At 70.4% G+C, this 11,505-nt stretch carries 12 protein-coding genes; 9 read left to right on the forward strand and 3 right to left on the reverse strand.

What is annotated here, in order from left to right:
• Window positions 1–8: 8 nt before the first annotated feature.
• Window positions 9–800: an IclR family transcriptional regulator gene (locus E3O39_RS13550; RefSeq protein WP_134448876.1), complete on the reverse strand. Its 792-nt coding sequence runs from the start codon at window positions 798–800 to the stop codon at window positions 9–11.
• A gap of 50 nt (window positions 801–850) precedes the next feature.
• Here E3O39_RS13550 and E3O39_RS13555 point away from each other — a divergent pair, with 50 nt between their 5' ends.
• The 3 genes from E3O39_RS13555 to E3O39_RS13565 all read left to right on the forward strand — a co-directional run bounded on the left by E3O39_RS13555 (window position 851) and on the right by E3O39_RS13565 (window position 3,867).
• The gene (locus tag E3O39_RS13555) at window positions 851–1,660 is read left to right on the forward strand and encodes an IclR family transcriptional regulator (RefSeq protein ID WP_134448877.1); all 810 of its coding nucleotides are present in this window, start codon (window positions 851–853) and stop codon (window positions 1,658–1,660) included.
• 81 nt (window positions 1,661–1,741) lie between these two features.
• Entirely contained in the window at window positions 1,742–3,214 is a 1,473-nt protein-coding gene (locus E3O39_RS13560) for a HAMP domain-containing sensor histidine kinase (RefSeq protein WP_166787357.1), read from the forward strand.
• The gene (locus E3O39_RS13565; RefSeq protein WP_134448879.1) at window positions 3,211–3,867 is read left to right on the forward strand and encodes a response regulator transcription factor; all 657 of its coding nucleotides are present in this window, start codon (window positions 3,211–3,213) and stop codon (window positions 3,865–3,867) included. Before E3O39_RS13560 ends, E3O39_RS13565 begins: the two co-directional genes overlap by 4 nt.
• A 71-nt stretch (window positions 3,868–3,938) precedes the next feature.
• On the opposite strand, the gene E3O39_RS13570 is transcribed toward E3O39_RS13565, so the two are convergent.
• On the reverse strand, window positions 3,939–4,454 hold the full coding sequence (locus tag E3O39_RS13570) for a hypothetical protein (protein WP_134448880.1): 516 nt from the start codon (window positions 4,452–4,454) through the stop codon (window positions 3,939–3,941).
• 125 nt (window positions 4,455–4,579) lie between these two features.
• On the reverse strand, window positions 4,580–4,981 hold the full coding sequence (locus E3O39_RS19040) for a hypothetical protein (protein WP_166787358.1): 402 nt from the start codon (window positions 4,979–4,981) through the stop codon (window positions 4,580–4,582).
• A gap of 249 nt (window positions 4,982–5,230) precedes the next feature.
• Here E3O39_RS19040 and E3O39_RS13580 point away from each other — a divergent pair, with 249 nt between their 5' ends.
• The 6 genes from E3O39_RS13580 to E3O39_RS13605 are packed head-to-tail and all read left to right on the forward strand — an operon-like array spanning window position 5,231 to window position 11,504.
• Window positions 5,231–6,412 (forward strand): 4-hydroxybenzoate 3-monooxygenase, encoded by a 1,182-nt coding sequence (locus tag E3O39_RS13580; RefSeq protein WP_134448882.1) that lies wholly within the window; start codon window positions 5,231–5,233, stop codon window positions 6,410–6,412.
• A 42-nt stretch (window positions 6,413–6,454) separates the two neighbouring features.
• Window positions 6,455–7,231, forward strand: coding sequence for a protocatechuate 3,4-dioxygenase subunit beta (gene pcaH / locus E3O39_RS13585; RefSeq protein ID WP_134448883.1), 777 nt, complete (start codon window positions 6,455–6,457; stop codon window positions 7,229–7,231).
• Window positions 7,224–7,808 carry a protocatechuate 3,4-dioxygenase subunit alpha gene (pcaG, locus tag E3O39_RS13590; RefSeq protein WP_134448884.1) on the forward strand — a complete coding sequence of 195 codons (585 nt, stop codon included), beginning with the start codon at window positions 7,224–7,226 and terminating at the stop codon, window positions 7,806–7,808. Before pcaH ends, pcaG begins: the two co-directional genes overlap by 8 nt.
• A 22-nt stretch (window positions 7,809–7,830) precedes the next feature.
• The gene (locus E3O39_RS13595; RefSeq protein WP_166787359.1) at window positions 7,831–9,345 is read left to right on the forward strand and encodes a lyase family protein; all 1,515 of its coding nucleotides are present in this window, start codon (window positions 7,831–7,833) and stop codon (window positions 9,343–9,345) included.
• Window positions 9,342–10,658, forward strand: a complete 1,317-nt coding sequence (gene pcaC, locus E3O39_RS19895; RefSeq protein ID WP_134448886.1) for a 4-carboxymuconolactone decarboxylase — start codon at window positions 9,342–9,344, stop codon at window positions 10,656–10,658. Before E3O39_RS13595 ends, pcaC begins: the two co-directional genes overlap by 4 nt.
• A gap of 21 nt (window positions 10,659–10,679) precedes the next feature.
• Window positions 10,680–11,504, forward strand: a complete 825-nt coding sequence (locus E3O39_RS13605; protein ID WP_134448887.1) for a CoA transferase subunit A — start codon at window positions 10,680–10,682, stop codon at window positions 11,502–11,504.
• Window position 11,505 lies beyond the last annotated feature (1 nt).

Raw genomic sequence — 11,505 nt, forward strand, 5'->3', positions numbered from 1 at the left:
CGTCCCGGTCAGACGGCCCGCGGCATCCGGCTTGTGCCGCCGCGCGGCCGGTCGGAGCCGAGGGCGCGGGAGATGCCGTGCGCCGCGGTCTTCAGGGCGGGCACGGTCGCCCGGAGGTCCTCCTCGCCGAAGGGGACGATCACGTTCAGCGCGGCGATCACCAGATCGCCGCGTTCGAACACCGGGACGGCGATCCCGGTCGTGTTCGGCACGATGATCCCGGGCACGGAAGCGTGGCCGAGCTGCCTGATCCCGGCCAGCAGCCGGCGCAGGGCTGCGGGTTCGGTGACGGTGTGTTCCGTGTAGCGCACGAGTTCCCTGCCGAGCACGTCGTCCTGGAACTCCGGCGGGGAGTATGCCAGGAGCACGAGCCCGGACGAGCACGCGTGGATCGGCAGCCGGCCGGCGATCTGGGTGATGTTCACCGCCGAACCGCGGGTCGTGAGCCGCTCGATGTAGAGTACGTTCTCGCTGTCGAGCAGGCTCAGGGTCGTGTGCTGCTGCACGACGGCGTGCACGTCCTCCATGAAGGGAAGCGCGATCTCGCGCAGGTCGGTGGTGCGCGAGCCCCGCGAGGCCAGCTCCCACAACCGGATGCCGAGGCGAACTCCTCCGTCCGCGTCGCGCTCGAGGAGCCGTTCGTCGAGGAGCTGCACGACGAGCCGGTGGGTCGTGGCGAGTGGGATGCCCACCCGGCGCGATAACGCGGAGATCGTCATGGACGAGCGATGGGAATCGAAGGCGTCGAGAATCGTCACGAGCCGGGACAGCAGGGAGTCGCCGGAGCAGGAATTCGCCATGGCCCCACAATATGCTGCCCGCCGGTGCGCGGGCGAGTAGCGTGGTGCTGATGTCAGGGAAGCCCGCACAGTCGAGGGGAACCGAGGACGCTGCGGCGTTCCCGGTCGATGACCGCGGCGTGGCCGCCCGGCTCTTCGCCATTCTCGACGCGTTCACCGCGCCGCCGGCGAGTTCGCTCACCCTCACCGCGATCGCGCAGCGCACCGGGATCCCGCTGACGACGGTGCATCGCCTCGTCGGCGAATGGACGAGCTGGGGAGGCCTTGCCCGCCAGGAAGACGGACGCTACGCGCTCGGGATGCGGCTCTGGGAGGTCGGGGTGCAGACCCCGACGGCGCGGAACCTGCGCACGATCGCCCTGCCCTATCTGGAAGACCTGTACGAGTCGACCCACGAGCACGTGCACCTCGCCGTCCTCGATGGGAGCGACGCCCTCTACCTCGAGAAGCTGTCCGGGCACCAGGCCGTGCGGGTGATCTCCCGGGTGGGCGGCCGCCTCCCGCTGCACGCGACCGGGGTCGGACTCGTGCTGCTGGCCTTCGCTCCGAACGAGGTGATCCAGGCCTACCTGGCCGGGCCGTTGCCGCGGTTCCTGCCACAGACGGTGACCGACCCCGAGGAATTGCGGCGGCGCCTGGCCGGCATCCGCGCCCAGGGCATCGCCCGCATGTCCGAGGAGATGACGGCCGGTTCGAGTTCGATCGCGGCGCCGATCCGGGACCGCACCGGCCAGGTGGTTGCGGCCGTGTCTATCGTCACCCGCACAACGCCCCGGTCGAGCCCCGAGCAGGAACAGGCCGTGCGCGTCGCGGCCCACGGGGTCGGCAGGGCGCTCGGGTACCGCCGCGCCGCCGGCTGAGTGCGGATCAGCTGCGGACTGATTGCGGACTGATCGCGCGGGGAGGCCCGCTCGATGGTTGCGGCAGTCGATAATGGGGGAATGCCCGTTGAGGAGCTCGTTCCCCGTGGTCGATGGCGACCCCTGCTGTCGGTCCGGGTGCGCATCCTGGCCGCCATCCTGGTCGTCACAGCGTTCGGCATGGCCACCGCGGGGACGACCGCGTATCTGGTGCAGCGCGAACGAACCCTGGATGCTCTTGACGCCTCACTGAAGGTGACGGTCGAGGACGCCCGTTTCATCGCAGGGGACTCCGGGCTGACCACGGTGGCCGGCGTGCTCGGTGCCGTCGTGCAGCGGGTGCGGCCGGGAACGAATGAGTCCACACTCGCCGTCATCGACGGTGCTGCGGCCTTCGCCCCCGCTGGGGACGTCGCCTTCCGCCTCGAAGACGACGCCGGGTTCGTCATGCGGATCACGGCCGAGACGTCGGGCGGAGCAGTCGTGCTCGGCACCGCGGTCGGGAACGGACGGGCTGTGCGCTACGTCGCGGCACCCGTCACCGTCGGCACAGACCCCGCCGCCGGGGTGTTCAGCGCCGCCTTCGATCTCGACGCCGAGCTGCGGCCCGTCACGGATGCCTTCCGCACCTACCTGGGAGTCGCCGCGCTGACCCTGGTCCTGCTCGGCCTCGTCGGCTGGCTGGTATCCGGACGTCTGCTGCGTCCCATCCGTGCCCTGCGTGAGGCGGCCGCGCGGATCACCGCGTCCGACATGAGTGAGCGCATACCGGCCTATGGCCGGGACGATGTCTCACTCCTGACCGAAACCGTCAATGGCATGCTCGACAGGCTCGATCACTCGATCACCAGCCAGCGTCGCCTGCTCGACGACATCGGCCACGAGCTCAAGACTCCGATCACCATCGTGCGCGGGCACCTGGAACTCATGAACGAATCCGACCCCGCCGACGTTGCAGCGACGAGGGCACTGGCGATCGACGAGCTCGACCGGATGAACGGCCTGGTCAGGGACATCTCCGCGCTCGCAGAAGTGCACAGGCCGGTGAGCCTGAACCTGGCGCCTGCCGACATCGCGGCCCTCACCGAACTCGTGCGCGCCAAGGCAGCTGCGCTCTCCGACCACCACTGGGTGTCGAGCCGGAGTGCCGCTGTCACGGCTACCGTCGACGCCGACAAGCTCACCCAGGCCCTGCTCCAGCTCGCGGCAAACGCTGTCAGTCACGGTTCGCCCGGAGGAACGGTCGACATCGGCAGCGCGGTCGACCGGGCGGCGGACGGCTCGTCCCGGCTGCGGCTCTGGGTCAGGGACGACGGTCCAGGGATCAGCATCGAGGCGCAGGAACACATTTTTGAACGATTCACGCGTGGAGCGGTCGGACGGGGAGAGACCGGTTCCGGACTCGGCCTCGCGATCGTCGCGGCGATCGCCGACGCCCACGGCGGTTCGGTCCTGGTGACGTCGCAGCAGGGACAGGGCGCGACCTTCACGCTCGATATCCCGCTCCCGCCCCGAAGCGTCGAAGCGCCAGAGACCACGGAGGTCACCCCATGAGCCGCATCCTGATCGCAGAGGACGAAGCGCGGATCGCGACCTTCGTCGACAAGGGCCTCTCGGCGGCCGGGTACGCGACGTCGGTCGTGCGCACCGGACCTGACGCACTCGACTTCGCCCTCACCGGCGGATTCGACCTGATGGTGCTCGACATCGGCCTTCCGGGCATCGACGGTTACGAAGTACTCCGCAGACTGCGCGCGGAGGACTCTGCGCTACCGGTGATCGTGCTGACGGCGCGGGACTCTGCAGAAGACACCCTGGCCAGCCTTCAGGGCGGTGCCAACGACTACATGGCCAAGCCGTTCCGGTTCGATGAGCTGCTCGCCCGCGTGCGCCTGCGTCTGGCAGATGCCGCCAGAGTCCTCGAACCCGTCCTGGGCGTCCCTGGGCTCCAGCTCGACCTGCGCAGCCGCCGGGCGATCGTCGGTGATCACCAGATGGACCTGTCGGCCAGGGAATTCGCTCTGGCCGAGGAATTCCTGCGCAACCCCGACCAGGTGCTCAGCCGGGAGCAGCTGCTCAGCCGGGTCTGGGGCTACGACTTCGATCCCGGTTCGAACGTTGTCGACGTCTACGTCGGCTATCTCCGGGCCAAGTTCGGCGCCTCGCGTATCGAAACGGTCAGGGGAATGGGCTACCGGCTGCGCTGATCGCGCTGAGCCGGCAGCCCATTTCCCGTCCCCGGCGACGAGCCCGGGCGGATGTCGGTGTTCGGGGAGTTCTAGCCGTTGCTGCCGTGCCCGGAGTTGTCGTGCCCGGTGCTGTCGTGGCCGGAGCTGTCGTGGCCGGAGTTGCCTGAGCCGGAGTCGGTGGAGCCGGAGGTGTCCGTTCCGTGGTCGTCGCCGACGTCGTGGGTTGCGGGGTCGTCGACGCCGTGGTCATCGGTGCGGACGGGAGTCGCAGGCGTGGCGGGCACGGCCGGGGCGGCGGAGTGGTCGTCGCCGACGTCGTGGGTGGCGGGATCGTCGGCTCCGTTGTCGTCGGTCGTGACGGCGGGGGTCGTCGGTGTCGGCGTGGCGGGGTCGGTCGAGTGATCGTCGCCGAGGTCGTGGGTCGCCGGGTCGTCGGTGCCGACGATGGTGCCGGGTGTGGTCGTGCTGGAACTGCTGGTCGGCGTCGGGATGACGTCGCCGTGCCTGCCGGTGTCTGCCTGTGCGGTGGCGATACCCGCAGACAGGAGCCCGGCGAGGCCGAGGGTGGCGAGTGCGAGGGAACTCTTCTTTGTCAGGTGGGCCATGAGATGTCCTTTCGACGGCGCCGGGACCGGCGCTTCAGCGGATGTCACTGAGTGCTTCCACTCTGCGGTGTGGTTCTAAGCCCGGAAGGAGACGCCGGTGAGAGCTCTCTTAGCGTTCGGGCGGTTCAGTCCTTACCGCTGCTCCCACTGCTGCCGCTGCCACCGCTTCCTCCCGATCGGTTACCGCCGTGGTCGTCGACGACAACCGGCGTCGGGGCAGGCACCAGCTCGGGCACGGGTGCGGTGGTCGGTATCGTGGCCGGGACCGTGCCCACCGACGGCGCGCCGGTGGAGACCGCGCTCGGCGCGACGACCGGGGCGTCGCCCGTGGCGGGCGGCTGGGTTCCGACCGTGACCCCGGGAACGGTGAGCGGCGTCCCCGCCTGGTCCGCGAGCGCGAGGGAGCTCACCATGGCTGCGGCAAGGCCGGCGGTGGCGACGACGACGACGACGATGAGTGCAGCCCCGGCGAGGCCGGCACGCGTCCGCCGCCGACGACTGTCAGGTGCTGGGATGGGCTCGCGCATTGATCTGCTCCTATTCAGCGGGGGAAGGCTCCACAGCCAGTGTGCCGTCACCGGGCGTCGGGGTCATCATCCGACAGTGTGCCTGTCCTCGATGAGGCAGACGCGAGACGCGTGTGAGAGCTTTCTTAGAAAGATCTGCTTGCCGTGAGTCCAGCCCGCGATCTTTCACTCAGTGGAAACGGCTGCGCTGGAGGGTTGCTGACTCCGCAAGATGGTGCGATCACCTGTCATCGTCGCTAGGAGAACCCCGTGTCCCCAGAAAACACCCGTGTCGCCATCATCGGCGCAGGCCCCGCCGGTCTTCTCCTCAGCTGGGCGCTGCGGGACGCCGGAATCGACTCGATCGTGGTCGAGAACCGTTCGCAGGACTACGTGCTCGCCCGGATCCGGGCCGGCGTACTCGAGCAGAGCGCCGTCGAGACCCTCACCCGCCTGGGGCTCGGCGAGCGGATCAGGACCGAGGGCCTCGAGCACGACGGCATCTACCTGCAGTTCCGGGGCGAACGCCACCACGTCGACTTCCAGGAGCTCATCGGCCGCAGCGTCACGGTGTACGGCCAGCAGGAAGTCGTCAAGGACCTCATCGCGGCGCACAACGCCGCCGGCTCGACGATCTACTATGAGGCGGCGGATGTCGCCGTGCACGACCTCGAGTCGAGCGCGCCGCGGGTGACGTTCACCCACGCGGGCGAGGCCCACGAGATCACGGCGGACTTCGTCGTCGGCGCCGACGGCTTCCACGGCGTCTGCCGCGCGAGCATCCCCCGCGAAGCCATCACGCTCTACGACCGGAGTTACCCGTACGCCTGGCTCGGGATCCTCGCGAACGTGGCTCCGTCGACCGACGAGCTCATCTATGCGCTGCACGAAGACGGCTTCGCAATGCACTCGATGCGTTCGCCGCACGTCTCCCGGCTCTACCTGCAGGTCGACACCGCGGACTCGCTCGACCAGTGGCCGGACGAACGGATCTGGGAGAACCTGCACGCCCGGCTCGGCGTGCCGGGCTGGACCCTCCAGGAGGGCGAGATCACCGACAAGTCGATCACGCCCATGCGCAGCTTCGTGGCGTCCCGCCTCGCGTACGGCAGTCTCTTCCTCGCGGGGGACGCCGGACACATCGTGCCGCCGACCGGGGCGAAGGGCCTCAACTCCGCCATCGCCGACGTCACCATGCTCGCCGCCGCCCTCGCCGCCCACTACGCGGACGACGACGCCCTCCTCTCCGGTTACGGCGAGGCGGCGCTCCGCCGCCAGTGGCGCGTGCAGCAGTTCTCGCAGTGGATGACCGACCTGCTGCACCGCAACCGCACCGACCTGCAGACGATGGAGTTCGACTACCAGAGCCAGCTCGGCCGTCTCGACTACGTCACGGGCTCGGTGCACGCCCAGCGCGAGCTCGCCGAACAGTATTCCGGACTCCCGTTCTAGCCCCGCACTCCCGACCCCATACTCCCGAGAGGAATCAGCGACATGACCGATACCACGTCACAACACGAGATCTCCGCAGAGATGCAGGCCATCGAGGCGGAAGCCAGGGCCCGCGTCGCGGAGGGCAACGCCCCGGAACTGCACCCGCGTCGCGACTACCCTCCCTATCGCAGTTCGATCCTGCGGCACCCGACCCACGAGCTCGTGCGGGCGGACCCCGAGGAGATCGAACGGCACTCGCCCGCCTTCGGGCACAGCGACGTCAGCCCCCTCGAGAGCGACCTGACCATCCAGCACAACGCCGAACCTCTCGGCGAGCGGATGACGGTGTCCGGGCGGGTGCTCGACGGCGAGGGCCGCCCGGTGCGGCACCAGCTCGTCGAGGTCTGGCAGGCCAACGCCGGCGGACGCTACGTGCACAAGCGCGACCAGCATCCCGCCCCGCTCGACCCCAACTTCACCGGCGTCGGCCGGGTCATCACGGGGGACAACGGCGAATACTCCTTCACCACGATCAAGCCGGGACCCTACCCGTGGCGGAACCACCTGAACGCGTGGCGGCCGGCACACATCCACTTCTCCCTCTTCGGTACCGCGTTCACCCAGCGCCTGATCACCCAGATGTACTTTCCGGGCGACCCGCTCTTCGCGCTCGACCCGATCTACCAGTCGATCACAGACCCCGCAGCGCGCGCCCGGCTGATCGGCGTGTACGACCACGACCTGAGCGTGCCGGAGTTCTCGCTCGGCTACCGGTGGGACATCGTGCTCACCGGTCCGAAATCCACCTGGATGGAAAGTGAAGAAGCCCATGACTGAGTCGCCTGCCGCCCGGTACGTGCAGACCCCCGCGCAGACCGTGGGCCCGTTCTACGGGTTCGCGTTGCCGTACGACGGGGGAGCCGAGCTCGTGCCCGGCCACCACCCGCACGCGATCCGGCTGCACGGAACCGTCTTCGACGGCGCAGGGGAACCGGTGCCCGACGCCATCCTCGAAATCTGGCAGGCCGACGAGACCGGCGCCCTTCGGAACGAACGGGGCTCCCTCGCCCGCGACGGCTTCGGCTTCACGGGCTTCGGCAGGGCGGCCGTCGACTTCGGCGGTCACTACACCTTCACGACGGTCGAGCCCGGCCCGGTCGCGGGCGGTGCGCCGTACGTGCTCGTCACCGTGTTCGCCAGGGGGCTCATCCACCACCTCTTCACCCGGGCCTACTTCCCCGGGAATGCGGAGCTGAATGCCACGGATGCCGTGCTCGCCGCGGTCCCGGCGGACCGGCGGCACACCCTCGTCTGCGTGCAGGAAGGGACCGGGCCGACGGGCGCTGCCTCGTACCGGTTCGACATCCGCCTGCAGGGCGAGAACGAGACCGTGTTCCTGGATTTCGATGCCTGAGTCAGTGCTGCCTGAGTCTTCGATGCCTGAGCCCATTCTCGACGCCGGGCTGCTGGCTCCGCTCGACCACGGCAGCAGGGCGCGGGCGCTCACGAGCGACGCGGCCTGGCTGCAGGCGATGGTCGACACCGAGCTCGCCCTGACCAGGGCGCTCGTCGACGCAGCACTCGCCCCCGAGTGGATGCTCGGCGTCTGCGACACTCTCGCCGACGCCGGTGCGCTCGACCTCGGTGCGATCGCGCGGGAGGGACGCGGCGGCGGCAACCCCGTGATCCCGCTCGTGAAGCACCTCGGGCTCGCCGCGGAACGCGTGCGTGCAGGGGCCTCAGACCACATCCATGTCGGCGCCACGAGCCAGGACGTCCTCGACACGGCGGCGATGCTCGTCGCCGACCGGGTCTGCGGCGAGCTCGCCGACCGGCTCGGGGAATTCGCCGCCGCGCTCGCCGTGCTCGCGGGGCAGCACCGGGACACGATCATGGCCGGCCGCACCCTGGGCCAGCAGGCCTCGCCCACGAGCTTCGGCTTCGTGGCGGCCGGCTGGCTCGACGCCGTGCTCACGGCCGCGACCGCGCTCGCTCGGGTGCGCGCGGGGCTGCCAGCGCAGCTCGGCGGCGCCGTCGGGAACCTCGCCGTGCTCACCGCCATCGCCAACGCCCGCTCCGGGGTCGCCGGGCCGGCGGCATCCACGTCGGGCACCCCGGCCGTCGAGGTCGTCACGGACCGGTTCGCCGCCCGGCTCGGGCTGCGCCGCCCGCTGCTCAGCTGGCACACCGACCGCCTGCCGGTCGTGGAACTCGGATCCGCGCTCGCCGCGGTGACCGGGGTCGCCGGGGCGTTCGCCCTCGACGTGTCCGTGCTGTCCCGCACCGAGATCGCCGAGGTGAACGAGCGGCTCGGTGCGGGACAGGGCGGCTCCAGCGCGATGCCGCACAAGCGCAACCCGGTGACGGCCGTGCTCGTCACGGCCGCAGCGCGCCAGACCCCTGCTCTGCTTGCGTCGCTCTACGGCAGCCTGCTCGCCGAGGACCAGCGCCCGAGCGGAGCCTGGCACGCCGAGTGGCAGACCCTGCGCGAGCTCGAGCGGCTCGCGGTTTCCGCGGTCAGCGGAGCGGCCGACCTCGCCGGGCGCCTCGACGTCCACCCCGGGCGGATGCGGGTCAACCTCGAGTTCACCGACGGGCTCGTCTTCAGCGAACGCGTGACCACCCTGCTCGCCGAGGCCCTCGGGAAGACCAGGGCCTTCGCACTCGTACAGCGTGCCGCCGAGGAATCCCACGAGACCCGGCGACCGCTGCGGGTGACGCTGGGTGGCCTGCTGGCAGCAGAGGGCGCCACCGGGGGAGTGACCGACGCACTGCGGGACCGGGCCTGGGCCGCATTCGACGCGGACTCCGGCCTTGGCCAGGGTTCGTCAGCGATCGACCGGGTGCTCGCCCGATACCGGGCACACGTCGAGGCAGAAGTGCCTCGTGAACCGGCAGTGCCTCGTCAACCGGCAGTGCCTGCCCACCCAGCACGGAAGGTTGAACGATGACCCAGCCTCTTCTTCGTGGCACAATTCGCCCTGGCCCGGCTGGCCCGGCTGGCCGGGCGTCGCTGCTCGTTCTCGGACCGTCGCTCGGCACCACGACGACGCTCTGGGACCCGGTCGTCGGCGCCCTCGGCGCCCTCGGCGCCCTCGGCGACCCGGCACATCCGGACCTGCGGGTGCTCAGCTTCGATCTGCCCGGACACGGGGTCAGCCCGGCCGCGCGGGAACCGTTCACGGTCGCCGAACTCGCCGACGCGGTGATCGCGCTCGTCGACTCCGCGACGGCCGCCGCCCTCGGTCCGGACGCGGCACCGGAGTCCTTCCACTATGCCGGGATCTCGCTCGGCGGAGCGGTCGGGCTCGAGCTCGGCATCCGCCACCCCGGGCGCCTGCTGAGCCTCACCGTCGTCTGTTCGGCGGCACGGATCGGCACAGCGGAGGGCTGGCACGAGCGCGCCGCACAGATCCGGGCGAGCGGAACGCCCTCGATGGTGATCGGCAGCGCCGAACGCTGGTTCGCTCCGGGGTTCCTGGAGCGCGATCCCGCGGCGGGTGCCGGTGCGCTGAACCGGCTGCTCGACATCGACGACGAGTCATACGCGCTCTGCTGCGAGGCGCTCGCCGCCTTCGACGAGTGCGACGCGGTCGCCGGCATCGCCGTGCAGACGCTCTGCGTCGCCGGGGAACTCGACCTCGCCACGCCGAGTGCCCTCGTCACCGAACTCGCCGCGGCCATTCCCGGCGCCCGGTTCGCCGAGATCGCGGGAGTCGCCCACCTGCCCTCCCTCGAGCGGCCGCGGGACCTCGCAGGCCTGCTCAGGGAACAGCTCGCGGCGACGCCCCCGGCAACGTCTGCGGAGGAGCCGATCGGACTAGCCGTGGCCCAGGATCCCTCCGCACGAACGGCGGCCGAGGTGTACACCGCGGGCCTGGCCGTGCGCCGGGCCGTGCTCGGTGACACGCACGTGGATGCCGCGACGGCCGCGATCACCCCGGAGACCGCCGACTTCCAGGACTTCATCACCCGATACGCCTGGGGTGAAATCTGGACCAGGCCCGGCCTCGACCGGCGCACCCGCAGCTTCCTCACCCTCGCCTGCCTGATCACCGGCGGCCACGAGCACGAGCTCGCGATGCACGTGCGCGCCGCGCTCACCAACGGGCTCAGCCGCGCCGAGATCAGCGAGGCGATGCTGCATACCGCGATCTACGCCGGGGTGCCTGCCGCGAACTCGGCGCTCTCGATAGCCCGCACGACGTTCGCCGCCCTGGACGCGGAGGCCGCCGCCCCTGCACCGACCCCGACACTTCCCTGAACCGGACCGAAGGACTGCTCCATGGATAAGACGTTCACCTCCGCGGCGGCCGCCGTCGCGGACATCCCAGACGGCGCTTCCCTCGCCGTCGGCGGCTTCGGCCTGGTCGGCGTGCCGATCGTGCTGATCCGCGCCCTGCTCGACCGGGGCACGACAGACCTCCGGGTCGTCTCCAACAACTGCGGCGTCGACGGCTGGGGACTCGGTGAGCTGCTCAGGGAGGGCAGGATCAGCAGGGTCATCGCGTCATACATCGGCGAGAACAAGGACTTCGCTCGGCGCTACCTCGGCGGGGACCTCGAGGTCGAGCTCACTCCGCAGGGAACCCTCGCCGAGCGGCTTCGCGCGGGCGGCAGCGGCATCCCAGCGTTCTTCACCGCGAGCGGCGTCGGAACCCTGGTCGCCGACGGTGGCCTGCCCTGGCGCTACGGACCGGGCGGGGAGGTGCTGGTGTCCTCGCCGCCGAAGGAGACCCGGGTGTTCTCCTCGCTCGGAAAGACGCAGGAATACGTGCTCGAGGAGGCGATCATCACCGACTTCGCCCTGGTGCGCGCCGCTCGCGGCGACCGGCACGGCAATCTGGTCTTCGAGAAGTCGGCCCGCAACTTCAACCCGCCGGCAGCGATGGCCGGCCGGATCACCATCGCCGAGGTCGACGAGCTCGTCGAACCGGGCGAGATCGATCCGGACGACGTGCACCTCGCCGGCATCTACGTGCAACGGATCGTGCAGCTGAACCACGCGGATGCGCATGACCTCCCGATCGAGAAGGTCACGACCCGGCCACGGCCGGGAGACGCCGCCGCGGCCGCGGCATCCGCCCAGACCGCCAGAACGGAAGGCTGAC

Origin of the sequence: Cryobacterium sp. MDB2-A-1 (assembly GCF_004402675.1) — a bacterium.
GTDB classification, from domain to species: domain Bacteria; phylum Actinomycetota; class Actinomycetes; order Actinomycetales; family Microbacteriaceae; genus Cryobacterium; species Cryobacterium glucosi.

What these genes read in the sequence shown, in the direction of transcription:
- E3O39_RS13550 (WP_134448876.1), bottom strand. Translation starts at nt 800, where the DNA reads ATGGCGAATTCCTGCTCCGGCGACTCCCTGCTGTCCCGGCTCGTGACG.
- E3O39_RS13555 (WP_134448877.1), top strand. Translation starts at nt 851, where the DNA reads ATGTCAGGGAAGCCCGCACAGTCGAGGGGAACCGAGGACGCTGCGGCG.
- E3O39_RS13560 (WP_166787357.1), top strand. Translation starts at nt 1,742, where the DNA reads ATGCCCGTTGAGGAGCTCGTTCCCCGTGGTCGATGGCGACCCCTGCTG.
- E3O39_RS13565 (WP_134448879.1), top strand. Translation starts at nt 3,211, where the DNA reads ATGAGCCGCATCCTGATCGCAGAGGACGAAGCGCGGATCGCGACCTTC.
- E3O39_RS13570 (WP_134448880.1), bottom strand. Translation starts at nt 4,454, where the DNA reads ATGGCCCACCTGACAAAGAAGAGTTCCCTCGCACTCGCCACCCTCGGC.
- E3O39_RS19040 (WP_166787358.1), bottom strand. Translation starts at nt 4,981, where the DNA reads ATGCGCGAGCCCATCCCAGCACCTGACAGTCGTCGGCGGCGGACGCGT.
- pcaH (WP_134448883.1), top strand. Translation starts at nt 6,455, where the DNA reads ATGACCGATACCACGTCACAACACGAGATCTCCGCAGAGATGCAGGCC.
- pcaG (WP_134448884.1), top strand. Translation starts at nt 7,224, where the DNA reads ATGACTGAGTCGCCTGCCGCCCGGTACGTGCAGACCCCCGCGCAGACC.
- E3O39_RS13595 (WP_166787359.1), top strand. Translation starts at nt 7,831, where the DNA reads ATGCCTGAGCCCATTCTCGACGCCGGGCTGCTGGCTCCGCTCGACCAC.
- pcaC (WP_134448886.1), top strand. Translation starts at nt 9,342, where the DNA reads ATGACCCAGCCTCTTCTTCGTGGCACAATTCGCCCTGGCCCGGCTGGC.
- E3O39_RS13605 (WP_134448887.1), top strand. Translation starts at nt 10,680, where the DNA reads ATGGATAAGACGTTCACCTCCGCGGCGGCCGCCGTCGCGGACATCCCA.